Source organism: Pseudomonas serbiensis (assembly GCF_030580745.1).
GTDB classification, from domain to species: domain Bacteria; phylum Pseudomonadota; class Gammaproteobacteria; order Pseudomonadales; family Pseudomonadaceae; genus Aquipseudomonas; species Aquipseudomonas serbiensis.
Window position 1 is genome coordinate 387,303 of sequence record NZ_JAUQOO010000002.1, and the last position, 23,489, is coordinate 410,791.

The window sequence follows — 23,489 nt, forward strand, 5'->3', positions numbered from 1 at the left end:
GAACCATCTGAGCCCGTGGCATTCAAACCTTGCGCAGTGGTGGGAAACTTTGCAGTCCCGCACGTTTATCGATGAGGTGATGCTTTGCAGCAGGCGATCATGGAGAGGTTTCGATTTCTGAGCAGGACATTTGGTTATGTAGGGTGGTCGCTCTTCTGGCTGCTGATCTGGGATGTGATTGTCACGGTCGACTTCATGTTGTACCTGGAGCGTAAGGTCACGCTGCCGTCCATGCCCCTTACCCTGCTGGGTTCGGCGCTGGTGGTCTTGATCAGTTTCCGTAACTCCAGCGCCTATAACCGTTGGTGGGAAGCCCGGACCTTGTGGGGTGCGCTGGTCAACAGCTCCCGCAGCTTCGCGCGTCAGGTGCTGACGCTGATTGAGGATGAAGACGGTATCAACCCGGTCAAGGCGCTGCTGCTGCGCCGGCACGTGGCCTACGTGAAATCCCTGTCGGCGCACTTGAAGGGCGATATCACCAAGGCCGATGTGCAGGCGTTGATTTCCCGTGAGGAATTCGAGCGCCGTCAGGACACCAATAACTTCCCCAATGACCTGCTCAATGCCTCCGCTGCACTGATTGCCAAGGAGTATAAGGCGGGCCGTCTGGACAGCATTCGCCTCGCTCGTCTTGAGTCGACAATGGTGGATCTTTCCAACTGCCAGGGCGGTATGGAACGTATCGCCAATACGCCGTTGCCTTATCCCTATGTGGCATTCCCCAGGCTGTTCATCACCCTGTTCTGCGTGATCGTGCCCATAGGGCTGGTCGAAACCCTGGGCTGGTTCACGCCATTGGCGTCTACAGTGGTGGGCTTCATGCTGCTGGCCATCGAAAAAATCGGCACCGACCTGCAAAGCCCGTTTCGCGCCAGCGAGCACGAAATCCAGATGGTCGCGCTGTGCGAGAACATCGAACGAAATCTGGATTCGATGCTTCGCGATGCCGAGGCGCAAAGTCAGGATGGCACGTCGGCTACAGGAATAAACAAGAGCTTTTCCGTAACGAATTGAAAGGACGTTCTGTCAGTTCTATCAGGTTACAGGCGTCCGGGCCGGGCCTACTCTAGCGATAACTTCCTTCTTCCCGAGGAGTATCGCCATGAAGCTCTTGAGGCTCGGTGCGCTTTCAATCCTGCTGTTGGTGACGCAGGCCGCCAGTGCAGATGACCTTCGCGGCAATACCCCTCAGGGCACGCGCAACGACGGCAATGATGAAATCGTGTTGCAAGGGTTTCACTGGAACTCCAGTCGTTCGAGCCCTGGCAGTTGGTACAGCACGTTGAAAACAATGGCCCCGCAGATTCGGGCTGACGGTTTTACCTCGGTCTGGATGCCTGTGCCCTGGCGTGACACTTCGCGCTGGAGCGATCCGGGGACCGGTGCTTCAGGTGGTGGCGAGGGGTATTTCTGGCAGGACTTTGACAAGAACAGCGCCTATGGCAGCGATACCGAGCTCAAGCAGGCGGTCGATGCCTTGAGTGCTGCCAGCGTCAAAGTGATTTATGACGTGGTGCCCAATCATATGGACCGCCAGCATGTCGGGCCTGCGCTCAAGGAGACCCTGAGCGACAAGACGGATTGGCGTGATGGCTGCGCCCAGTGTGACGATGGCGATCCGTTCATGGGCGGTGATGCCGATCTCAATACGCAAAAGCCTGAAGTGTTCAACCTCTTCAAGAACGAGTTCCTGAACCTGCGTGACAACTACTCCGCCGACGGCCTGCGTTTCGACTTTGTAAAAGGCTACAACGCTACGACTGTGGATAACTGGATGAAAGCGTTCGGTGACCAGCAGTTCTGCGTGGGGGAACTCTGGAAGGCACCGAACGAATATCCCGCCAATGACTGGCGACATAACGCTACCTGGCAGGACGGCCTGAAAGTCTGGTCCGATCAGGCGCATTGCACGGTATTCGACTTTGCACTCAAGGAGCGTATGCAAAACGCGGGGCTCGCCGAATGGCGATACGGCCTCAACGGCAATCCCGACCCTGCATGGCGTGCGGCAGCCATGACCTTTGTGGATAACCATGACACCGGTTATTCGCCGGGAGCCAACGGCGGCCAGCATCACTGGTCCTTGCCTGAAAACCTTCGGGATCAGGCCTATGCCTACATTCTCAGCAGCCCCGGAACGCCAACGGTGTACTGGCCGGACATGTATGACTGGCCACGCGGTCAACTGCTGCGCCAGTTGATAGAGATACGCCGTACAGCGGGTATCAAGGCCGATTCAGCGATCAGCTTTCTGGACAACTATTCGGGGCTGGTTGCCGAAGTGACAGGCTCGCAACAGATGCTGCTGGTTGCGCTGGGCTCCAACCTCAAGAGCGAAAGTGTGCCGGGCAGTTTCAGCCAGGCATTGGTGGCAGGCGACAACGGTGCCATACGGATCTGGCGGGCCAAAGGGGTTGATGTGCAGTTTCGCTGCGACAAGGGCGAGACCCAGGTCGGCGAGGGCGTTTATGTCGTGGGGTCGGGCTTCGAGCTGGGGGAGTGGAACCCCGCACGGGCCGTGCGCCTGAGTGATGTGAGCCAGTATCCCGTATGGAAAGGGCTGATCCGGCTTGCCGACAATACCCGCTATGAGTGGAAATGCATCGTGCGCAGCGAGGCTGACCCGAACAAGGTCATCAAGTGGCAGGAAGGAGGGAATACAGTGTTTGTTGCAAATGAAAAAGGTAGCAGTGCTGCTACCTTTTAGGTCCTGCTGTGGTGATGAGCTGCTTAACGCAGCTCTCCACACAGATCCAGCTCGACCAGACGCCGGACTTCTTCAATCTTCAAACCAGCACCCAGCAGCGCATGCAGTTTGCCAAGCGCTGCTTCGCGGGTCATGCCGCCACCGGAAAGAACGCCCACGCCGCGCAGACGGCTGCCTGCTTCGTAGACGTCCAGTTCGACACCGCCTTCATGACATTGAGTGATCGCAACCACGCAAATGCCCTGTTGTTGTGCTCGCTCCAGGCTGGCAAGGAACGCCGGATTATCGCTCGGGCCGGTGCCGCTGCCGTAGCATTCAAGCACCAGACCTTTGATGCCGCTGTCGATCAGGCCATCGATCTGCGCTGCCCCGATACCGGGAAACAGTGGCAATGCCGCGACATTTGCCAGCGTCTTGGGCTGGCGATAATCCAGTGCCTCAGGCAATGACGAGACAGCCTGGCCGCCACGCGAGCGTTGCAGAGGTGCGAACGGATGACGACCGAAGCTGCGGATCTTCGCACAACGGGTTGGCGCCAGCAGTTCACCGTGGAAGTACAGGTGAACACCCGACGACAAACCCGAACCCAGTGCCAGCAGGGCGCCGTTGACGTTTTCCCAGGCATCGCTGTCGGGAACGCCGGCCGGGAGCATGGAGCCGGTGAAAACCACTGGTGCATTGAGTCCCAGCAACTGGAAGCTCGTTGCGGCAGCGCTGTAGGCCAGAGTGTCGGTGCCATGCAGCACCAGCACCGAGTCACAGCCATCCACATCCACGGCTTCGATCACCGCTTCGCGCAGGCGTAACCAGTAATCGGGCGTCATGTTGGCGCTGTCGATCAGAGGTGACATCTCGCGAAAACGCCACTGCGGCACGACCAGTTCAGGCAATTCGGCCAGTTGCCCGGCCATCCTTGCCTCGAAACCGGACGCTGGAGCCAGGCCATTGGCGCTGGCTTGCATGCCGATGGTGCCGCCGGTGTAAAGAACCATCACTCGCTGAGCGGGTTGGGGTGCATCATGAGTCATGGTTCTCTCCTGCGGCATTTCGGTTGTCAGTTTGCTTGTGAAACAGGCTTGGCTGCTGCGTCAACGCCAGCTTGAGGCTGTTGCGTCGGGTTGGCAGGCCATGCGTTGCGGTCCAGATCCAGATCCGGGAACTTGCTGGAATCGAAGACCGGAACCTTGATGCCTGCCTTACGCTGCTCATCGTAGTCACGCAGGATGCGCATGGCGACCTTGAACAGCAGGGCCAGGGCGATCAGGTTGACGAAGGCCAGCAGGGTCATGGCGATGTCGGCGAAGGCAAACACCGTCTTGAGGTCAACCACTGCGCCCCAGAAGATCAGAGCCAGAACCACGATGCGGAAGCCGACGATGGCCTGGATCTTCTCGCCTACCAGGAAGCGCAGGCTGTTTTCGCCCAGGTAGTAGTTGTAGAGGATCGAGGTGAATACGAACAGTGCCAGCGCAACGCTGATGAAGATCCGACCCCAGTCGCCCACTACGGCTGCCAGAGAGTTCTGCGCCAGAACGATACCGTTGCCGCTGTAGCCTACGTCATAGATACCGGACAGCAGGATCAGCAAGGCGGTGCAGGTGCAGATCAGGAAGGTGTCGAGGAATACGCTGAACGCCTGAACCACGCCTTGGGCAACCGGGTGCTCGACCTGTGCAACGGCGGCAACGTTCGGGGCACTGCCCAGACCGGCTTCGTTGGCGAAGACGCCACGTTTCACGCCCATCACGATTGCGCTGCCGATCAGGCCGCCAAACACCGGGTCAAGACCGAAGGCGCTTTTGACGATGGTCAGCAGCATGCCTGGAACGTGGTCGATCTGAATGGCGATGACGTAGATGGTAACCGCGATGTAGGCCAGGGTCTTGACCGGTACCAGCAGGTCGGAAATGGCAGCGATACGCTTGATGCCACCGATGAACGCCAGGCCCAGCAGCACGACCAGGCAGATGCCGGTGGTCATCTGGTCTACGCCGAATGCGCTGTTGAGCGAGTCGGTCACGGCGTGGGATTGCAGGCCGTTGAAGGAGAGACCGAAAGTCATGATCAGCAAGACCGCCATGACCATACCCAGCCAGCGTTTGCCCAGACCATGCTGGATGTAGAACGATGGACCGCCGCGGAACTGGCCTTCGGAGTCCTTGCGTTTGTAGAGCTGAGCGAGAGAACACTCGATGAAGCTGCTGGACATGCCGACCAGCGCGGTAACCCACATCCAGAACACTGCGCCTGGACCGCCCAGTGTCACGGCAAGGCCGACACCTGCGATGTTGCCTGCTCCGACGCGGCCCGCAAGGCTGAGCATCAGGGCCTGGAACGAACTCAGTTGACCCGAGCTGCTACGCAAGCTGTCGCGAAACACCGCGAACATGTGAAAGAAGTGACGAAACTGAACGAAACGCGAGCGGATCGTGAAGTAACCACCAAGGCCTACGATAAGGACGATGAGGACCTTTCCCGAGAGGAAGTCGTTAATCATTTCCAACATTTTTGTTATTCCTCGCTACTTTTGAGGGGGCGCACTATACCGGTGCAAAGTTTTTACGTCTGTAGCCGCTTTGTTGTGTAACTGAATCTTCATTTGCGGTGCGAAACGAATGTCTTTGCCAGGACCTCAGCAAAAACGGGGTTTTCAGCTGCCCAAACTCCTTATTATTGGTCGTCAGCAAGCAGGCAAAAAAAAGGGTCTGGAGAATCACTCCCAGACCCCCAAAAGGTGAGGGGTGTCTAGGCCCTCAACCTGGTGAGCATGTTACGCAAGGCATTTTCGGTCAGGCCTTCAGTGGCGCCAGACGCGGAGCAATCATGTTTTCCGGACGCAGGATGTCATTGAGCATCGCGTCATCCAGCAAGCCTTCTTCACGGACCAGTTCCAGTACACCGCGGCCACTTTCCAGGGCAATGCGGGCGATACGGGTCGAGTTTTCGTAACCGATGTAAGGGTTCAGTGCGGTGACCAGACCGATCGAGTGCTCGACCAGTTCACGGCAGCGCTGTTCGTTGGCGGTGATACCGACGATGCAGTGCTCGCGCAGCATGTCCATGGCGCGTTGCAGCAGGCGGATCGAGTCGAAAATCTTGTAGGCTATCAGCGGCTCCATGACGTTGAGCTGCAACTGGCCGCCTTCGGCTGCCATGGTCAGGGCCAGGTCGTTGCCGATGATTTCAAAGGCGACTTGGTTGACGGCTTCCGGAATGACCGGGTTGACCTTGCCTGGCATGATCGAGCTGCCTGGTTGACGCGCTGGCAGGTTGATTTCATTGATGCCGGTGCGTGGGCCGCTGGACAGCAGGCGCAGGTCGTTGCAGATCTTCGACAGTTTGACTGCGGTACGCTTGAGCATGCCGGAGAACAGGACGAAGGCGCCCATGTCGGAAGTCGCTTCGATCAGGTCGGCGGCTGGAACCAGTGGATGGCCGCTGATGGTCGCCAGACGTTCAACCGCCAGCTTCTGATAGCCAGGGTCGGCGTTGATGCCGGTACCGATGGCGGTACCGCCCAGGTTCACTTCGGTCAGCAGCTCAGGAGCCAGGGTGCGCAGGCGGTTCAGGTCTTCGGTCAAGGTTGTGGCGAAGGCACGGAATTCCTGACCCAGGGTCATTGGAACCGCGTCCTGCAACTGGGTACGGCCCATTTTCAGTACGTGGTTGAATTCTTCGCCTTTGGCTGCGAAAGACTGGATCAGGCTTTCGAGGCTTGCGAGCATGGCGTCATGACCCAACAGCAGGCCCAGACGGATTGCCGTCGGGTATGCGTCGTTGGTCGACTGAGCCATGTTCACGTCGTTGTTCGGGTGCAGATGCTTGTATTCGCCTTTCTCGAAGCCCATGGCTTCAAGAGCGATGTTGGCGATGACTTCGTTGGCATTCATGTTGGTTGAAGTGCCAGCGCCGCCCTGGATCATGTCGACGACGAACTGATCGTGGAAGTCGCCGCGAATCAAACGTGCGCAAGCTTCGCTGATGGCAGCGTGCTTGGCATCGCTGAGGTGTCCGAGCGTGTGGTTTGCATCAGCTGCCGCCTGCTTGACCATTGCCAGTCCAACGACCAGTTTCGGGTAGTGCGAAAGCGGAACGCCGGAGAGGTGGAAGTTGTTCACTGCTCGCAGGGTCTGGATACCGTAGTAAGCGTGAGCAGGTACTTCGAGAACACCAAGCAGGTCTTTTTCGATGCGCAGTGATGCAGGCGAGGACATGATAGAGATCGTCTCAAATAAGGCACAACAATGCCGGAACGCCCCGAATGTTGGGGTTTTAGCTTGAAATTGACCAATGCTGTTAAACGCTGCCCTATGCAATAACGGCATAATGTGAATGTGACGTGGGTTTCTCTTTGTACGTAAACAGGACAAAATGTCGCACTTGTAATTGTTTTTGTCGCAGAGGCGACGTTATCTGGCAAATTGCGCGGCAGAATGAATTGGCAGGTGCAAAGTGAATGTCCCTGTTAAAGGGGGCATGTCCTGCCTGGACGTTGCGCAGTGGTAGCGGATTTATCCGCGAGACGTCATTGAAGGCGATGCATCTTCTTCGTGTTATGCGGGCCTCTCGCGAATAAATTCGTTCCTACCGAATTTCTTTCATTCATGTCCCGAATGTCCGGGAGGACGTAATGAACCTGGAAAGCAAATGGCTGGAAGATTTCAGTGCCCTGGCTGCCACCCGCAGTTTTTCCCAGGCGGCTGAGCGTCGCTTCGTGACGCAACCGGCATTCAGCCGTCGTATCCGCAGCCTGGAGTCGGCGCTTGGGCTGACACTGGTCAACCGCTCGCGAACCCCTGTCGAACTGACGGCAGCCGGGCAGTTGTTTCTGGTGACGGCGCGCACGGTCGTCGAGCAGTTGGGTGAAGTGGTTCGCCATCTGCATCATCTTGAAGGCGGGCAGGGCGAAGTCATCCAGGTGGCGGCGGCGCACTCTCTGGCGCTTGGATTCTTTCCCCGCTGGATCGCCCAGTTGCGCAATGATGGCTTGAACATTGCGACCCGGCTGGTGGCAACCAACGTGGGCGATGCGGTGCATGCGTTGCGTGAAGGTGGCTGTGACCTGATGTTGGCATTCTATGACCCGGATGCAGCCTTGCAGATGGATGCGGAGATCTTCCCTTCATTGCATCTGGGGCACACCGAAATGCTGCCGGTCTGCGCTGCGGACGCCAATGGTCAGCCGCTTTTCGATATGGAAGGCGAAAACAGCGTGCCACTGCTGGCTTACAGCGCCGGTGCCTTTCTGGGGCGTTCGGTGAATCTGTTGCTGCGCCAGCGCAATCTGCGTTTCACCACGGTTTATGAAACGGCAATGGCCGACAGCCTGAAAGGCATGGCGCTCGAAGGATTGGGGATCGCCTGGGTGCCGCATTTGAGCGTGCGGGCCGAGCTGGAGCGTGGCGAACTGGTGGTGTGCGGCGGGCCGCACTGGCATGTCCCGCTGGAGATTCGTCTGTACCGCTGCGCCCTGGTGCGCAAGGCCAATGTCCGATTGTTATGGCGCAAGCTGGAGGGCGGCGCTGCCCAATGAAGGCTACGCCGCGCCGGATGACCTTGCAGGCAGTACCCGGCCTTACGGGAATGCGCTCAAATGCTCGGCGATGGTCTTCTTGTTCCTGTCGCTGTAGATATAACAATTGGACCTTATCTTTTCGCGAGTGGGCGTTATATTGGTTTCACACCACCAGCCACCCCTGAATAATACTTCCGAGTGTTCATGAGTTCCGCCCAGCATGTGGCCTATCTCATGGGCGGCGGTGGTATAGGTCTTGATGGAGGCTATCGCTGAATAGTGCCTCTCGCGGGTATAACCCAGTGTTTTTTCGTTGATGGGGTGGCGGGTCAAGAGCAGGTATTTGGTTGTTCCGTTCAGGGGCAGATTGTTTTCCTGAATATGACGTTCCACGAGTCGATCCCATTCCTGTTTACCCCTTTGCAGGTCAGTGGTCTGATAGCGAAAGCCGCTCAGCGCTGATTTTTTCTCGATGATATCGAGATAGACCCTGCGGCCCGTAAAGCTTTCGAGATCCTTGATCATCCATGAAAAGTAATCACTTTTTATGTTGGCCCGCTCGGAAGCCGGTATGTCGTCATGCAGGAATACATACAGGAACAACGGGCGCTTTTCCTGGGCTTCACTGGCGCAGACGGACAGAAAGTTTATTAACAGCAATGCACCGAGCAGGGCCGAGAGTTTTTTGAAATTCATTTTCATATAAGTTAATCCATTAACAGAGTTGCAGTGTTTTCCAGAATGAAACGTGTCGTTCATCAAGTGGGTGAGTTAAAGAGGTAACAGGAAGTGTTGAGGGGTTGTCAGTTGGCTTTTACTTCGAGAGGGGTAGTAGGGCACGGACGCACTCTGTAGGAATTTCTGCAGCAGATTTGTCATTCATGGGGCTGCTTTGCAGGCTGTCGGCAAGGTCCGTATGCAGATGGTCGTCAGGGGGGCTGTCATCCTTGCGCTTTGAGGTATACTGCGCGGCCTTTGGCCGGTTGAATCGGCCATTATTCGTACAGCAAGCCACGCCGGTCCTCCCGCGTGGCTTGTTGTTTTTTGATGCGCCTGCGGGCGCCCGATGAGAGGCACGACGATGAGCGCACTGGTTGGCGTGATCATGGGCTCCAAGTCCGATTGGTCCACCCTTAGCCACACCGCCGATATGCTGGAAAAGCTCGGCATCCCTTATGAAGTCAAGGTGGTGTCTGCCCACCGGACGCCGGATCTGCTTTTTCAGTACGCTGAAGAAGCCGAAGGCCGTGGTATCGAAGTGATCATCGCCGGTGCTGGCGGTGCTGCTCACTTGCCTGGCATGTGTGCTGCCAAGACGCACCTGCCTGTGCTTGGCGTTCCGGTTCAGTCCTCGATGCTGTCGGGCGTCGACTCCCTGCTGTCCATTGTGCAGATGCCGGCAGGTATTCCTGTCGCAACCCTGGCCATTGGCAAGGCCGGAGCGATCAACGCCGCTCTGTTGTCCGCCAGTATCCTGGGCGCCAAGCATCCTCAATTCCATGCAGTGCTGAAGAAATTCCGTACTGAGCAGACAGACAGCGTGCTGGATAATCCAGACCCGCGCCACGCCTGAGGTTTTTCCATGAAGATCGGTGTAATCGGTGGCGGCCAGTTGGGCCGCATGTTGGCTCTGGCAGGTACGCCACTGGGTATGAACTTTGCCTTTCTCGACCCCGCACCGGATGCTTGCGCTGCCGCGTTGGGTGAGCATCTGCGAGCCGATTACGGCGATCTGGATCACCTGCGTCAGTTGGCCGATGAGGTCGATCTGGTGACGTTCGAGTTTGAAAGCGTGCCAGCCGAAACCGTGGCTTTCCTGTCGCAGTTCGTGCCGGTCTATCCGAGCGCCGAGGCCTTGCGCATCGCTCGTGACCGCTGGTTCGAGAAAAGCATGTTCAAGGACCTGGGCATTCCGACGCCCGAGTTCGCGGATATCCAGTCGCAATCGGACCTGGACGCTGCTGTCGCCAGCATCGGCCTGCCCGCCGTGCTGAAAACCCGTACCCTGGGTTACGACGGCAAGGGCCAGAAAGTCCTGCGTACAGCTGCCGATGTGGTCGATACCTTTGCCGAACTGGGCAGCGTGCCTTGCCTGCTGGAAGGCTTCGTTCCGTTCACCGGTGAGGTTTCGTTGATTGCCGTGCGTGCCCGCGATGGTGAAACACGCTTCTATCCGCTGGTTCACAATACCCACGAAAACGGCATCCTGCGCATCTCCATCGCCAGTACCGATCACCCGTTGCAGGCTTTGGCCGAAGATTATGTCGGTCGCATCCTGAAGCAGCTTGATTACGTCGGCGTTCTGGCTTTCGAGTTCTTTGAAGTCGATGGCGGCCTGAAGGCCAATGAAATCGCGCCGCGAGTACACAACTCCGGGCACTGGACTACCGAAGGCGCCGAATGCAGCCAGTTCGAGAACCACCTGCGGGCGGTTGCTGGCTTGTCATTGGGTTCCACCGCCAAGGTCGGTGAGAGCGCCATGCTGAACTTCATCGGTGAAGTGCCAGCCGTGGACAAGGTCATCGCCATTGATGACTGCCACCTGCATCACTACGGCAAGGCCTTCAAGGCCGGTCGCAAGGTTGGCCACGCCACCGTGCGCAGCTGCGACCGTGCGACGCTGGACCGTCAGGTCAAGCTGGTCGAGGCGTTGATTCAAAACTGAATGCCTCCTGATTCCCGGCCCTTTGTTTTCAAGGGGCCTGGAACCAATCCTCTCTCCGTGTTCTCAGATAGCAGTAAGCCAACGCTGCCATCAGGCCTTGGCGTGTTCAACACAGACAGGGGAAATACATGGGCATCATCGGAACCATCTTTATCGGCTTGATCGTTGGCCTGCTGGCGCGTTTTCTCAAGCCGGGCGATGACAGCATGGGCTGGATCATGACAATCCTGCTGGGTATCGGCGGTTCTCTCGCCGCGACTTATGGCGGTCAGGCGCTGGGTATCTATCAGGCGGGCGAGGGCGCTGGTTTCCTGGGAGCACTGGTCGGTGCAATCATCCTGCTGTTTATCTACGGCATGATTAAAAAGAAGAGCTGATTTTTCATCTGGCCCTCTGTGCGCAGAGGGCTAGAATGCGCGGCAGTATTTTCCACTTTGCCGAGCTTTATGATGCGTCGTTTTCTATTGATGACCCTGCTACTGGTATCCGGGCTTGTACATGCCGAGATTCCCGAGACCGACTGGCTCGAACTCATGCCCAAGTCGGACCAGAAAGCCCTCGAAGCCATGCCCGAGATCGACCATAACTCTCCTGAAGCCATGGGGACCTTCGACAGCAAGGGTGGTTTGAAACAGAGCAAAGGGCTGCCCGCGGTCATGTATTCGACCAGGACCGTGGCCGACATGAATGGCAAGACGATCCGTCTCGGCGGTTATCCGGTGCCGCTGGAAACCGATGCCAAAGGCCATAGCACTTTATTTTTCCTCGTCCCTTATCCAGGTGCCTGCATCCATGTGCCGCCACCGCCTCCAAACCAACTGGTGCTGGTTCGTTACCCCAAAGGCCTGAAACTGGATGATATCTACACACCTTTGTGGGTAGTGGGTACGCTGAAGATTGAGAAGGTCAGTAACGATCTGGCCGATGCGGCCTATGCGATGGATGCATCCAAGGTCCGAGTCGTGGTCGACTCGGACCTTTAAGGCCGAAAACTGGCTGCGCGGCGATCATGCTGCGTTGAAAACAGGCTCGTGCGCGAGTCCGGGCTGGGCGCCCCCATCGCAATGCTCATTTACAGCCAGTAAAGTCGAGCGCGACTCCGACCGTTCCTCGCCTGTTTTCGCCTTGCCTGATCACCGCTCGCCGAGTTTTATTTCCATAAAAGCTGATTAGAGCGCTTCACTCCAGATGCTGATCCCCAGGACATGCATGTCCTGCGGGGCCAGGGTCACGATATCGTCCAGCACGTTGGCGGTTTCGACACAGACCATGCGCTGCCAGCCATCGGGCTTCATATCGGCGAGTTTGCTGGTCTTTTCGATCCACGGGTTCCACAGGACAGCAGACTTCGAGCCGCTGGTCTGGATGAGAATCCGGCGTTTCCACTCTGGATCGACAATGCTGAGCAGCGGGGGCGTGTCCTGGTAGATGCGGTCGGTTTCGCCGCTGAATGTCAGGTCGCCGCTCTGCTGGCGTTCTTCCCAGTTTTCCAGGGTTTCGATATAGCGCAGGCCATCGAGCCCTTGAATGCTGATCTGGTGTACATCGCTGACAGCGAAGTAGGTGTGCAAGGCCTGACTGAAGCTGACGGCTTCGGTCCCGCTGTTATAGCTGACCAGGCTGACATTGAGTGCGTGGTCCAGGCGGATGCTGAGTTTCAGGGCTACGTTGTGCGGCCAGCCAGGTAAATGGCCTTCGGCCTGCGGCAGGACAAATTCCACCAGCAGCGCATCGCCATCTTCGCCAATCCCCAGCAGTTCCCAGTCCAGAGTCCGGACTTCTCCGTGGGCCTTTGCAGGCTCGCTGCTCTGGCGCATGGCCTGCACGCTTTGCGGGTTGCGCTCCAGGCTGCCGAACCATGGCCAGCAAATCGGAATGCCGGCACGAATCGGCTTGCCTTGCTTGAATTGCGCACCGTCATTCAGCCAGACCAGGGGCTCTTGCCCGGCGACCTGATAACTGAGGATATGCGCGCCTTGCTGGGCAACCAGCAGCTCTGCATCACCATGACGGATACGCCAGCAATTCAGCTCGTCGTACTTTACGGATTCAACCTGCGGTGTTGGCATGCGAAGTTCTCACTCAAGGACCGTGACAGAAATAGACTGCTTCAAGGTCGATGAGTTTAGCCTTAACCGGCCGGTCTTTGCCCGAACGACAATTTACCGTCGTGCCGGGACCGAGCGTGTACGGCCGCTGCTGTCGATGGCCACGAAGACGAAGACGGCTTCGGTGACCTTGCGCCATTCGCTGCTTAACGGGTCATCACTCCAGACTTCGACCATCATCTTGATCGAGGTGCGGCCGACTTCCAGTGTGCGGGTATAGAAGGAAAGCTGTTCCCCAACGGCGACCGGAACCAGGAATGCCATGCGGTCGATCGCAACGGTCGCCACGCGACCCCCGGCGATCTTGCTGGCCATGGCGGTGCCTGCCAGGTCCATCTGTGAAACAAGCCAGCCGCCGAAAATATCGCCGAAACCATTGGTTTCACGGGGCAGAGCCGTAATTTGCAAGGCAAGGTCGCCTTGTGGGGTTGGATCTTCTTGTTCGAGCTCAATCATGCCTGGGGTGCCTCTGACCCATGACTCTCAGTGTTTTTACCGCGGTTGACAGGCGCCATTCAAAACTACGCAGGTGAACATTGTATGTTCGGTTGGCGTATGGCCCTAAAAGGGAAACTCTGCGAAAGCCGCTGGCTAAAGAGGTTTTTGCACAGATTCCCAGTGCGCTTGACGGTTTGCGAGTATATCGGGCGTTGCCCCATACGACGACCATTCGGCTTTCTTTTTACCTGATGCAGCTTCTCGCTAGGTGTTTTTTGAAACAATTTGCTATCTTGCCTGACCCTTACAGGTGACAAGACTGCCTGTACACGCAATTTTGGTGCCTATCTGCACAATTGCCCCGGACAATCGCTTCTGCACGCCACCCCGCCGCAGCCAGCGTAGCTGTCGTTCGCTCATTCAAAGAAAAGCCCAAAGAGAAGCCTTGTCATGTCATCCGTACCGTTAGATTCCGCGAAGTCAGCGCGGCCCTTGACCCGCAGCGATTACAAAACCTTGTCGCTTTCAGCCCTGGGTGGGGCGCTGGAGTTTTACGACTTCATCATTTTCGTCTTCTTCGCGGCCGTTGTCGGGAAGCTGTTCTTCCCTGCGGACATGCCCGACTGGTTGCGCATGATGCAGACCTTCGGCATTTTTGCCGCCGGTTATCTGGCAAGACCGCTGGGCGGCATCATCATGGCGCACTTCGGTGACCTGCTGGGTCGCAAGAAGATGTTCACCCTGAGCATTTTCATGATGGCCGTGCCGACCCTGATCATGGGTCTGCTGCCAACCTATGCCCAGATCGGCATGTGGGCTCCGATCCTGCTGCTGTTGATGCGCGTCATTCAGGGCGCGGCCATCGGCGGTGAAGTGCCGGGTGCCTGGGTATTCGTGTCCGAGCACGTTCCGGCCCGCTATGTCGGTTATGCCTGTGGCACGCTGACTGCCGGCCTGACGGCGGGCATCCTGATCGGCTCGCTGGTCGCAACCGTGATCAACAGCATCTACACCCCTGTCGAGGTTTCGGACTACGCATGGCGGATTCCTTTCCTGCTGGGCGGTGTATTCGGCCTGATGTCGGTCTACCTGCGTCGTCTGCTGCACGAAACCCCGGTGTTCGCCGAGCTGCAACAACGCAAGGCACTGGCCGAAGAGTTGCCGCTCAAGGGCGTATTGCGTGACCACCGTGGTGCGGTCGTTCTGTCGATGCTGCTGACCTGGCTGCTGTCGGCCGGGATCATCGTCGTGATCCTGATGACACCGACTCTGCTGCAAACCAAGTACGACTTCACGGCAGCCACTGCCTTGAAGGCCAACAGCCTGGCTATCGTTCTTTTGAGCCTGGGTTGCATTGGCGCGGGTGCGCTTGCGGATCGTATCGGTGCGGGTCTGGTATTGCTGCTGGGCAGCACAGGTCTGTTGCTCAGTTCCTGGACCTTCTATCACATGCTGGCCGCACACCCGGACTGGCTGTTCCCGTTGTATGCCGTGACCGGTCTGTTCGTCGGTACCATCGGCGCAGTGCCGTACGTGATGGTCAAGGCGTTCCCGCCTGTGGTGCGTTTCTCGGGGCTGTCGTTCTCCTACAACGTGGCCTATGCGATTTTCGGCGGCCTGACCCCGATGGTCGTGACGCTCATGCTCAAGACCAGCCCGATGGCGCCGGCCTGGTATGTGGCGGCCTTGAGTGGTCTGGGTATGGCGCTGGGTCTCTATCTGATCGCCCGGAAGCGGTGATCGCCTCCCGCTGAAGCATTTTGTCTTGTATGAGGCATCGATAAAGGCTGCCATCCCGAAAGGGGGGCGGCCTTTTCATCTTATTGTCACAATCAATTCATAGAGTGTTCATACGACCAACCAATGATGGACGGTCAAAGACCCTCTACATACCCTGCAGGAGCGCAAGGCATGACACTCAAGAGCTTGATGACCGCACTGACATTCGTTGCCGCTGGAGTTGCGGCGGCCAATTCCTTTGCTGCTGTTGACCCTGCGATCAAGCCTTACGCCAAGACAACGGGTGTGTCCGGGAATCTGTCGAGTGTGGGGTCCGACACTCTGGCAAACCTGATGACCTTGTGGGCCGAGGCCTACAAGAAAGAATACCCAAGCGTGAATATCCAGATTCAGGCTGCCGGTTCATCGACTGCGCCGCCAGCCCTGACGGAAGGCACGGCCAACCTGGGGCCGATGAGCCGCAAGATGAAAGACGGTGAACTGTCGGCCTTTGAACTCAAGCACGGCTACAAGCCGACCGCCATTCCGGTGGCTGTGGATGCCCTGGCCGTATTTGTTCACAAGGACAACCCGGTCAAAGGCCTGACCATGCAGCAAGTGGACGCGATTTTTTCCGTAACCCGCCTGTGCGGTGCCAAGGCTGATGCCAAGACCTGGGGTGATGTCGGTGTGACCGGCGACCTGGCGAGCAAGCCGATCCAGTTGTTTGGCCGTAATTCCGTATCCGGCACTTATGGCTACTTCAAGGAAGAGGCGCTGTGCAAAGGCGACTTCAAGGCCAACGTCAACGAGCAGCCTGGCTCGGCTTCGGTCGTCAGCTCCATCAGCAGTTCGCTGAACGGCATTGGTTACTCGGGTATCGGCTACAAGACTTCCAGCGTCAAGACTGTGCCTCTGGCCAAGAAAGAAGGCGCAGAGTTTGTCGAGGACAATGAAGCCAACGCCTTGAACGGCACTTATCCGCTGTCGCGTTTCCTCTACGTTTATGTGAACAAGGCACCGAACAAGCCTCTGGCTCCGCTGGAGGCCGAATTTCTGAAGCTGGTACTGTCAAGACAGGGCCAGGAAGTGGTGATGAAGGACGGGTACATTCCATTGCCGTCCCGTGTCGTCGAAAAGGCACTGACTGATCTGGGCCTGCAAGGTGCCTCGGGTGTCGCTTCCAAGTAACAGCAACACGAAGAGAGGCTGAAGGATTGGCCTCGCAACCCATTGAACAGCCCGCTGCCGGTTTTCCTGGGTGGCGGGCTTTTTTGCGTCACCTTGCTGTAATGTTTTTGTCATACAGAGCCGTTACGGTGTGCGCGCATGAATGATCTGGCTAAATCGAGAATGAATCAGAGTTCACCTCCACAGCGTATTGATTTCAATACGCCCGAGATGCAGCGAAAGCGCCGTGTTCGTGCCTTCAAGGATCGCCTGACCCGCTGGTATGTCGCCATCGGTGGCCTTGCCGTGCTCGCCGCCATCACCCTGATCTTTTTCTATCTCGCCTATGTCGTCGCGCCGCTTTTCAAGGGTGCCAGCCTGAGCGTGAAGACGCCTCTGAACGCTACCTGGATGCAGGACGCCGGCAAGCCGCTGATGATTGCCATCGAAGAACAGAACCAGATCGGGATGCGGGTTTCCGACAAGGGTGAAGTGATCTTCTTCGATATCAAGGACGGCAGCGAGCTGCAACGCATCAGCCTGCCGCTGCCTGCCGGTGTGAGCGTTGCGTCCATCGGCAAGGACCAGCCCGGCGCGCCGCTGATTGCACTGGGTCTGTCCAACGGCCAGGTGCTGATCTTCAAGCACGCCTATCAGACCACCTATCCTGACAACAAAAAGACCATCACGCCGAGCATTGCCTGGCCTTACGGTGAAACCCCGTTGGTGCTGGACGATCAGGGCCGAGCGGTTGAGTACGTCACCGTCAGTGCCAGTGGTGACAACCTAAAGATTGCGGGCTCCACCGGAACCCAGTTGCATGTTCTGGCGCTTGAGCAGACAGAAAACATGATGACGGGCGAGATGACCCGCGAGCAGAGCCGCATCGATCTGCCGCAGATGTCCGCTGCCGTCAAAGCCATCTACATCGATCCTCGTCAGCAATGGCTGTATGTGATCAATGGTCGTGCCCAGGCCGACGTGTTCAGCCTGCGTGACCGCACCCTCAATGGCCGCTATAAGCTGCTGGAAGACGGTAACGCGGAAATCACAGCCAGCTCCCAGCTGGTGGGCGGCATTTCGTTGATCATCGGTAACTCCAAGGGCGGCATGAGCCAGTGGTTCATGGCCCGTGATACCGATGGCGAGCAGCGCTTCATGCGCGTTCGTGACTTCAAGATGAGCAACGCGCCGATCGTTCAGATCAGGGCCGAGCAACGTCGCAAGGGTTTCATCGCGCTTGATGCTTCGGGCAAGCTGGGTGTGTTCCACAGTACGGCACACCGGACCCTGCTGGTCGATCAGGTGGTCGAAGGTTCGGGAATCCTGGCGTTGTCGCCACGGGCCAACCAGATTCTGGTCGAGAGCTCAGGCATGTTGCTGCCCATGACCCTGGATAACCCGCACCCGGAAGTGTCCTGGAGTTCGCTGTGGGGCAAGGTCTGGTATGAAAACTACGATGCGCCTCAGTATGTCTGGCAGTCCACGGCTTCCAACAGTGATTTCGAGCCTAAGCTGAGCCTCGCGCCGCTGACCTATGGCACGCTGAAAGCCGCGTTTTACGCAATGATCCTGGCCGCACCGCTGGCCATTGCTGCTGCGATCTATACCGCTTACTTCATGGCTCCGGGCATGCGCCGCAAGGTCAAGCCGGTCATCGAACTGATGGAAGCGATGCCGACGGTGATCCTCGGTTTCTTCGCCGGGTTGTTCCTGGCGCCGTATCTGGAAGGCCACTTGCCTGGCATCTTCAGCCTGCTGCTGTTGACGCCCATCGGCATCCTGCTGGCGGGTTTCCTGTGGACCCGCTTGCCCGAGTCGATTCGTCTGCGGGTGCCCGATGGTTGGGAGAGCGCCATTCTGCTGCCGGTCGTGCTGCTGGTGGGCTGGTTTTCCCTGAGCATGAGCCCGCATCTGGAGAACTGGTTCTTCGGCGGCGACATGCGCATGTGGATCAGCAATGACCTGGGCATCACCTACGATCAGCGCAATGCACTGGTCGTCGGTATCGCCATGGGGTTTGCAGTCATTCCCAATATTTATTCGATTGCCGAAGACGCCGTCTTCAGTGTGCCGCGCAGCCTGACCCTGGGTTCGCTGGCCCTGGGCGCGACGCCCTGGCAGACCCTGACTCGCGTGGTGATCCTGACCGCCAGCCCCGGCATCTTCTCGGCGCTGATGATCGGCATGGGGCGCGCTGTGGGTGAAACCATGATCGTGCTGATGGCCACGGGGAACACGCCGATCATGGACATGAATCTGTTCGAGGGCATGCGAACCCTGGCGGCCAACGTGGCCGTGGAAATGCCGGAATCTGAAGTCGGGGGCAGCCACTATCGCGTGCTGTTCCTGGCAGCGTTGGTGCTGCTGGTGTTCACCTTTGTCATGAACACCCTGGCAGAGCTGATCCGTCAGCGTCTGCGCAAGAAATACTCGTCGCTTTAAGGAAGGCAGAACTTAGTGAAACGGGACTCTCTCAAGAGCTGGTTCAAAAGCGGCGCCCCAGGCGTCTGGCTGAGTGCGGGCGCTGTTTCCATCGCGGTCATCATGACGATCGGTCTGCTGGCCGTGATTGCCGTGCGTGGTCTTGGGCACTTCTGGCCTGCGGATCTGGTGTATGCGCAATACGATGTCCCCGATCAGCCACCGCATGTATTGATCGGTGAACTGGTCGAGCAGGAGCAGGTGCCTCGCGCGCGTCTCAAAGGTGCTGGCTTGCCGGTGCCGGAAAACGGCCCCGAGTTCATGACCCGCGAGTTGTTCAAGGTTGGTAACCGTGACGTGAACCCCAGCGATTTCACCTGGGTGGTCGGCGAATGGCTGACGAGGCAAAGCCTGCCTGCCGAACTGATGACACTGGAGCGTCGTGAGTGGGGCAACTTCTATGGCTATCTGGTCAACGTCAAGGAAAACGGCACTGTTGTGGCCGAAGGCGAAGCGGCCTGGCCGATGTTGCAAGAGCGCATCAAACGGGTCGCGAAGCTGGCCGACGAGCTTTACAGCCTGGAAAAGAAAGATATTGGCGCCATCAACCACGGTATCGAGCGTCTGCGCCTTCAGGCCCGCAAGCTGGAGCTGGAAGGCCGGCTCGACGCGACTGCCCAGGCGGACATGGCGGCCGAGCGGGCTGAACTGGATGCCCGCTACAAAGTGATCGAAGAGCGGCTTGGCGGCCTGCATCAGGCTTTCGACCGTGACAGCCTGACAGCCCGCGATGCCAACGGCAAAGAAGTCGAGATCAGCCTGGGCAAAGTGGTGCATGCCTATCAGCCCAATGCCATGGGGTTCTTCACCAAGATCGGTTTCTACTTCAAGAAACTCTGGGAGTTCCTGAGCGAAGACCCCCGTGAAGCCAACACCGAAGGCGGTATTTTCCCGGCCATTTTCGGCACGGTGATGATGACGCTGATCATGGCCGTGATCGTGACCCCGTTCGGCGTGCTGGCGGCGGTCTATCTGCGTGAATATGCGCGCCAGGGTACGGTCACACGCTTGATCCGCATTGCCGTGAACAATCTGGCCGGTGTGCCGGCCATTGTCTATGGCGTGTTTGGCCTGGGCTTTTTTGTCTATGTGCTGGGCGGTTCTCTGGACCACCTGTTCTTCCCTGAAGCGCTACCCGCGCCGACCTTCGGCACGCCTGGTCTGTTATGGGCATCGCTGACCCTGGCGCTGCTGGCGGTGCCGGTGGTGATCGTTGCCACCGAAGAAGGTCTGGCGCGCATCCCCTTGAGCCTGCGTGAAGGTTCGCTGGCGTTGGGTGCGACCAAGGCCGAAACCCTGTGGAAAATCGTTTTGCCCATGGCTAGCCCGGCGATGATGACCGGCCTGATCCTGGCCGTGGCCCGTGCCGCAGGCGAGGTCGCGCCATTGATGCTGGTGGGGGTGGTCAAGCTGGCGCCGTCGTTGCCGCTGGACGGGAATTACCCCTATCTGCATCTGGACCAGAAGATCATGCACTTGGGCTTCCATATTTATGACGTGGGCTTCCAGAGCCCCAATGTCGAGGCTGCACGCCCGCTGGTGTATGCCACGGCCTTGCTGCTGGTGCTGGTGATCGCCTTGCTCAATTTGTCGGCGGTCGCCATTCGTAACCATTTGCGCGAGAAGTACAAGGCGCTCGACAACTGATCCGAAAGTACCACCCCGCACAGGCTGGGCGGTTCGATGATGCGAAAAGTTCGCACAGGAGCAATCCATGCAACACGAAGGCTCAAACCACGGCGTCAATATGTCGGCCCTGGGGCGTAACAAGTCGGGCTTGCACCTGGCCGATGAAATCGTGGCGATTGAAGTGCCGGGTCTGAACCTGTTTTACAGTGAAAAGCAGGCTCTGTTCGACGTCAGCCTGAATATCCCCAAGCAGAAGGTGACGTCCTTCATCGGCCCGTCCGGTTGTGGCAAGTCGACGCTGTTGCGCACCTTCAATCGCATGAACGATCTGGTCGACGGTTGCCGGGTGGAAGGTGCCATCAACCTCTATGGTCACAACATCTACAGCAAGGGCGAGGAAGTCGCCGAGCTGCGCCGTCGCGTCGGCATGGTGTTCCAGAAGCCGAACCCGTTTCCCAAGACGATCTACGAGAACGTGGTCTACGGGCTGCGCCTTCAAGGGATCAACAAGAAGCGCGTACTCGATGAGGCTGTCGAGTGGGCACTCAAAGGTGCAGCCTTGTGGGATGAGGTCAAGGACCGGCTGCATGAATCGGCGCTTGGTCTGTCCGGCGGTCAGCAGCAGCGGCTGGTGATTGCCCGCACTATCGCCGTGGAGCCGGAAGTCCTGCTGCTCGACGAACCCTGTTCGGCGCTCGATCCGATTTCGACGCTGAAAGTTGAAGAACTGATCTACGAACTGAAATCGAAATACACCATTGTGATCGTTACCCACAACATGCAGCAGGCGGCACGGGTCTCGGATTACACCGCTTTTATGCACATGGGCAAACTCGTCGAGTTCGGTGATACGGATACATTGTTCACCAATCCGACCAAAAAACAGACAGAAGACTACATCACCGGTCGTTACGGCTAGGACGTGCTTCGTCAGCCCTGAACCACCGCTGCGTTTTCGCAATTAACCGGACGTTCCAAGGACACCCAGCATGATCCACAAAGACAGCCATACACATCACATCTCCCAACAGTTCAATGCCGAACTCGAAGAAGTTCGCAGCCATTTGCTAGAAATGGGTGGCCTGGTCGAGAAGCAGGTCAACGATGCCGTTACCGCCTTGATCGAAGCCGACTCGGGTCTGGCTCAGCGGGTTCGCGAAGTCGATGACCGGATCAATCAGATGGAGCGCAATATCGACGAGGAATGCCTGCGCATTCTCGCTCGTCGGCAGCCGGCGGCTTCTGACTTGCGTCTGATCATCAGTATCTCCAAGTCGGTCATCGATCTGGAGCGTATCGGTGATGAAGCGACCAAGATTGCGCGTCGTGCCATCCAGTTGTGCGAAGAAGGCGAGTCTCCGCGTGGTTATGTCGAAGTGCGTCATATCGGCGACCAGGTGCGTAACATGGTGCGTGATGCGCTGGACTCGTTCGCTCGTTTCGACGCCGAACTGGCCTTGTCCGTCGCCCAGTACGACAAAGTCATCGACCGGGAATACAAGACTGCGCTGCGTGAGCTGGCGACCTACATGATGGAAGATCCGCGCTCGATCTCCCGTGTACTGAACGTGATCTGGGTCCTGCGTTCGCTGGAGCGTATCGGCGACCACGCCCGCAATATTTCCGAGCTGGTGATTTATCTGGTGCGTGGCACGGATGTTCGCCACATGGGTCTCAAGCGCATGAAAGAAGAAGTACAGGGCATCGTGAGCGAAACCTCTAATGTTCCGGGTAAGGCTGACGATAATTAAGATTGCCTGCGAAAAAAACGCCCAGCATGCGCTGGGCGTTTTTCGTTCAGGGGATTAATATCTGCATCCGCCCGCGTATCTGAAATGCTGGCGCAGTCTCATTCAATATGGCAGTTGGCTACCAGTCAACGCTATGCTTGCCGAAACAAAGGGCGTGTTGGCACACCGCAATTCACCTTCAAGGTGAACACGCCCGCAGGAGCGTAGATGAGTAAAGTCAGTGTATTAGTGGTGGATGACGCGACTTTCATCCGCGACTTGGTAAAAAAAGGGCTGCGCAATTATTTCCCCGGTATTCATACCGAGGACGCGGTCAACGGGCGTAAGGCCCAGGCATTGCTGGTTCGTGAGACCTTCGATCTGATTCTCTGCGACTGGGAAATGCCGGAAATGTCGGGCCTGGAGCTGTTGGCCTGGTGCCGCGAGCAAGACAGTTACCTCAAGACCGTTCCATTCATCATGGTGACCAGCCGTGGTGACAAGGAAAACGTTGTCCAGGCCATTCAGGCTGGCGTAACCGATTTCGTCGGCAAGCCGTTCACCAACGAGCAGTTGCTGACCAAGGTCAAGAAAGCCCTGGCCAAGGTGGGCAAGCTTGATCAGGTGATGTCCGGTGCTCCGGCGCGCATGAACTCGCCTCTCAATGACTCCTTGAGCGCATTGACCGGCGGCAAGGCCGAAGTGGTCCGCGGTGGAGCGCCTGCCCAGGCATCGGCCGGTATCGCCAAGGCTCCGCCCGTAGCTGCCAAGGCCGCCGAGCCGGCAGGACGTGGGCAAGGCCAGTTGCGCCTGCCAAACGGTAATCAGCCATGCGTCATCAAGACCCTGAGCCTGAAGGAAGCCCTGTTGCTGATTCGTCGCACCGACGCACTGCCGCAGATTCTCGACAGCGCCGTTCTGGACCTTGAACAGGGCGAGAGCAATGAAGTGGCGCGTTTGAACGGCTACCTGCATGCCGTTGTGGCCTTCGAGCAGAAACCTGACAGCGAATGGCTGCAAGTGACCTTCCGCTTCGTGGACCAGGATGCACAGAAGCTCGACTATCTGTCGCGCCTGATCGCCCGCGGCACAGCCCAGAAGCACTTCGTTCCAGGTGCCTGATTGCTGATCCCTTCGCGAATGAATTCGCTCCTACGGTAGGAGCGGACTTGTCCGCGAAGACGTTGTTCCAGACGGCTCATCTTGATCCCTTCGCGAATGAATTCGCTCCTACAGTAGGAGCGGACTTGTCCGCGAAGACGGTGTTCCAGACAGCGCATCTTGATCCCTTCGCGAATGAATTCGCTCCTGCGGTAGGAGCGGA

At 57.8% G+C, this 23,489-nt stretch carries 20 protein-coding genes; 14 read left to right on the plus strand and 6 right to left on the minus strand.

Going from position 1 to position 23,489, the window contains the following annotated elements; genetic code table 11:
- Window positions 1–99 precede the first annotated feature (99 nt).
- Both Q6A51_RS04730 and Q6A51_RS04735 read left to right on the plus strand, forming a co-directional pair.
- Window positions 100–1,014 carry a bestrophin family protein gene (locus Q6A51_RS04730; RefSeq protein WP_201019727.1) on the plus strand — a complete coding sequence of 305 codons (915 nt, stop codon included), beginning with the start codon at window positions 100–102 and terminating at the stop codon, window positions 1,012–1,014.
- A gap of 88 nt (window positions 1,015–1,102) precedes the next feature.
- The gene (locus Q6A51_RS04735) at window positions 1,103–2,707 is read left to right on the plus strand and encodes a glucan 1,4-alpha-maltotetraohydrolase domain-containing protein (protein WP_304574229.1); all 1,605 of its coding nucleotides are present in this window, start codon (window positions 1,103–1,105) and stop codon (window positions 2,705–2,707) included.
- Between the two features lie 23 nt (window positions 2,708–2,730).
- On the opposite strand, the gene Q6A51_RS04740 is transcribed toward Q6A51_RS04735, so the two are convergent.
- From Q6A51_RS04740 to aspA, 3 genes are all read right to left on the minus strand, one after another.
- Window positions 2,731–3,735 (minus strand): asparaginase, encoded by a 1,005-nt coding sequence (locus Q6A51_RS04740; RefSeq protein ID WP_201019725.1) that lies wholly within the window; start codon window positions 3,733–3,735, stop codon window positions 2,731–2,733.
- Between the two features lie 26 nt (window positions 3,736–3,761).
- Entirely contained in the window at window positions 3,762–5,213 is a 1,452-nt protein-coding gene (locus tag Q6A51_RS04745; RefSeq protein ID WP_201019724.1) for an alanine/glycine:cation symporter family protein, read from the minus strand.
- Between the two features lie 283 nt (window positions 5,214–5,496).
- Window positions 5,497–6,921 (minus strand): aspartate ammonia-lyase, encoded by a 1,425-nt coding sequence (aspA, locus tag Q6A51_RS04750; RefSeq protein ID WP_201001264.1) that lies wholly within the window; start codon window positions 6,919–6,921, stop codon window positions 5,497–5,499.
- 416 nt (window positions 6,922–7,337) lie between these two features.
- Here aspA and Q6A51_RS04755 point away from each other — a divergent pair, with 416 nt between their 5' ends.
- On the plus strand, window positions 7,338–8,240 hold the full coding sequence (locus Q6A51_RS04755) for a LysR substrate-binding domain-containing protein (RefSeq protein ID WP_201001263.1): 903 nt from the start codon (window positions 7,338–7,340) through the stop codon (window positions 8,238–8,240).
- Between the two features lie 42 nt (window positions 8,241–8,282).
- On the opposite strand, the gene Q6A51_RS04760 is transcribed toward Q6A51_RS04755, so the two are convergent.
- On the minus strand, window positions 8,283–8,924 hold the full coding sequence (locus tag Q6A51_RS04760; RefSeq protein ID WP_304574230.1) for a hypothetical protein: 642 nt from the start codon (window positions 8,922–8,924) through the stop codon (window positions 8,283–8,285).
- Between the two features lie 379 nt (window positions 8,925–9,303).
- Between Q6A51_RS04760 and purE the strand changes: the two genes are divergently transcribed.
- The 4 genes from purE to Q6A51_RS04780 all read left to right on the plus strand — a co-directional run bounded on the left by purE (window position 9,304) and on the right by Q6A51_RS04780 (window position 11,870).
- Entirely contained in the window at window positions 9,304–9,795 is a 492-nt protein-coding gene (purE, locus tag Q6A51_RS04765) for a 5-(carboxyamino)imidazole ribonucleotide mutase (protein WP_025262557.1), read from the plus strand.
- Window positions 9,796–9,804: 9 nt separating this feature from the next.
- Window positions 9,805–10,887, plus strand: a complete 1,083-nt coding sequence (locus tag Q6A51_RS04770) for a 5-(carboxyamino)imidazole ribonucleotide synthase (RefSeq protein ID WP_304574231.1) — start codon at window positions 9,805–9,807, stop codon at window positions 10,885–10,887.
- 128 nt (window positions 10,888–11,015) lie between these two features.
- Window positions 11,016–11,264, plus strand: a complete 249-nt coding sequence (locus Q6A51_RS04775) for a GlsB/YeaQ/YmgE family stress response membrane protein (protein ID WP_117167855.1) — start codon at window positions 11,016–11,018, stop codon at window positions 11,262–11,264.
- 72 nt (window positions 11,265–11,336) lie between these two features.
- Window positions 11,337–11,870 (plus strand): DUF3299 domain-containing protein, encoded by a 534-nt coding sequence (locus Q6A51_RS04780; protein WP_201019723.1) that lies wholly within the window; start codon window positions 11,337–11,339, stop codon window positions 11,868–11,870.
- A gap of 186 nt (window positions 11,871–12,056) precedes the next feature.
- Here the strand turns inward: Q6A51_RS04780 and Q6A51_RS04785 are convergent, their stop codons facing one another.
- A complete protein-coding gene (locus tag Q6A51_RS04785) occupies window positions 12,057–12,956 on the minus strand; it encodes a D-hexose-6-phosphate mutarotase (RefSeq protein WP_201019722.1) in 900 nt (299 codons plus the stop codon).
- A gap of 93 nt (window positions 12,957–13,049) precedes the next feature.
- Entirely contained in the window at window positions 13,050–13,451 is a 402-nt protein-coding gene (locus Q6A51_RS04790) for an acyl-CoA thioesterase (RefSeq protein WP_025262552.1), read from the minus strand.
- Between the two features lie 432 nt (window positions 13,452–13,883).
- Here Q6A51_RS04790 and Q6A51_RS04795 point away from each other — a divergent pair, with 432 nt between their 5' ends.
- The 7 genes from Q6A51_RS04795 (at window position 13,884) to Q6A51_RS04825 (ending at window position 23,287) form a co-directional block, all read left to right on the plus strand.
- A complete protein-coding gene (locus Q6A51_RS04795; protein ID WP_201001258.1) occupies window positions 13,884–15,173 on the plus strand; it encodes an MFS transporter in 1,290 nt (429 codons plus the stop codon).
- Between the two features lie 171 nt (window positions 15,174–15,344).
- Window positions 15,345–16,343, plus strand: a complete 999-nt coding sequence (locus Q6A51_RS04800) for a phosphate ABC transporter substrate-binding protein PstS family protein (RefSeq protein ID WP_201001256.1) — start codon at window positions 15,345–15,347, stop codon at window positions 16,341–16,343.
- Window positions 16,344–16,733: 390 nt separating this feature from the next.
- Window positions 16,734–18,767 carry an ABC transporter permease subunit gene (locus tag Q6A51_RS04805; protein WP_304574241.1) on the plus strand — a complete coding sequence of 678 codons (2,034 nt, stop codon included), beginning with the start codon at window positions 16,734–16,736 and terminating at the stop codon, window positions 18,765–18,767.
- Between the two features lie 15 nt (window positions 18,768–18,782).
- The gene (gene pstA, locus Q6A51_RS04810) at window positions 18,783–20,453 is read left to right on the plus strand and encodes a phosphate ABC transporter permease PstA (protein WP_201019721.1); all 1,671 of its coding nucleotides are present in this window, start codon (window positions 18,783–18,785) and stop codon (window positions 20,451–20,453) included.
- 67 nt (window positions 20,454–20,520) lie between these two features.
- Window positions 20,521–21,354 carry a phosphate ABC transporter ATP-binding protein PstB gene (gene pstB, locus Q6A51_RS04815; RefSeq protein WP_201001252.1) on the plus strand — a complete coding sequence of 278 codons (834 nt, stop codon included), beginning with the start codon at window positions 20,521–20,523 and terminating at the stop codon, window positions 21,352–21,354.
- Window positions 21,355–21,424: 70 nt separating this feature from the next.
- Window positions 21,425–22,186 (plus strand): phosphate signaling complex protein PhoU, encoded by a 762-nt coding sequence (gene phoU, locus Q6A51_RS04820; protein ID WP_201001250.1) that lies wholly within the window; start codon window positions 21,425–21,427, stop codon window positions 22,184–22,186.
- A gap of 207 nt (window positions 22,187–22,393) precedes the next feature.
- Entirely contained in the window at window positions 22,394–23,287 is an 894-nt protein-coding gene (locus Q6A51_RS04825) for a response regulator (protein ID WP_201001249.1), read from the plus strand.
- Window positions 23,288–23,489: the final 202 nt, after the last annotated feature.

Bases quoted from the DNA above. Each gene is read 5' to 3' on its own strand.
- Q6A51_RS04730 (WP_201019727.1), top strand. From the start codon at position 100: ATGGAGAGGTTTCGATTTCTGAGCAGGACATTTGGTTATGTAGGGTGG.
- Q6A51_RS04775 (WP_117167855.1), top strand. From the start codon at position 11,016: ATGGGCATCATCGGAACCATCTTTATCGGCTTGATCGTTGGCCTGCTG.
- aspA (WP_201001264.1), bottom strand. From the start codon at position 6,921: ATGTCCTCGCCTGCATCACTGCGCATCGAAAAAGACCTGCTTGGTGTT.
- pstB (WP_201001252.1), top strand. From the start codon at position 20,521: ATGCAACACGAAGGCTCAAACCACGGCGTCAATATGTCGGCCCTGGGG.
- Q6A51_RS04790 (WP_025262552.1), bottom strand. From the start codon at position 13,451: ATGATTGAGCTCGAACAAGAAGATCCAACCCCACAAGGCGACCTTGCC.
- Q6A51_RS04795 (WP_201001258.1), top strand. From the start codon at position 13,884: ATGTCATCCGTACCGTTAGATTCCGCGAAGTCAGCGCGGCCCTTGACC.
- Q6A51_RS04825 (WP_201001249.1), top strand. From the start codon at position 22,394: ATGAGTAAAGTCAGTGTATTAGTGGTGGATGACGCGACTTTCATCCGC.
- Q6A51_RS04745 (WP_201019724.1), bottom strand. From the start codon at position 5,213: ATGTTGGAAATGATTAACGACTTCCTCTCGGGAAAGGTCCTCATCGTC.
- Q6A51_RS04785 (WP_201019722.1), bottom strand. From the start codon at position 12,956: ATGCCAACACCGCAGGTTGAATCCGTAAAGTACGACGAGCTGAATTGC.
- Q6A51_RS04755 (WP_201001263.1), top strand. From the start codon at position 7,338: ATGAACCTGGAAAGCAAATGGCTGGAAGATTTCAGTGCCCTGGCTGCC.
- Q6A51_RS04805 (WP_304574241.1), top strand. From the start codon at position 16,734: ATGCAGGACGCCGGCAAGCCGCTGATGATTGCCATCGAAGAACAGAAC.
- purE (WP_025262557.1), top strand. From the start codon at position 9,304: ATGAGCGCACTGGTTGGCGTGATCATGGGCTCCAAGTCCGATTGGTCC.
- Q6A51_RS04735 (WP_304574229.1), top strand. From the start codon at position 1,103: ATGAAGCTCTTGAGGCTCGGTGCGCTTTCAATCCTGCTGTTGGTGACG.
- Q6A51_RS04740 (WP_201019725.1), bottom strand. From the start codon at position 3,735: ATGACTCATGATGCACCCCAACCCGCTCAGCGAGTGATGGTTCTTTAC.
- Q6A51_RS04760 (WP_304574230.1), bottom strand. From the start codon at position 8,924: ATGAAAATGAATTTCAAAAAACTCTCGGCCCTGCTCGGTGCATTGCTG.
- Q6A51_RS04800 (WP_201001256.1), top strand. From the start codon at position 15,345: ATGACACTCAAGAGCTTGATGACCGCACTGACATTCGTTGCCGCTGGA.
- phoU (WP_201001250.1), top strand. From the start codon at position 21,425: ATGATCCACAAAGACAGCCATACACATCACATCTCCCAACAGTTCAAT.
- Q6A51_RS04780 (WP_201019723.1), top strand. From the start codon at position 11,337: ATGCGTCGTTTTCTATTGATGACCCTGCTACTGGTATCCGGGCTTGTA.
- Q6A51_RS04770 (WP_304574231.1), top strand. From the start codon at position 9,805: ATGAAGATCGGTGTAATCGGTGGCGGCCAGTTGGGCCGCATGTTGGCT.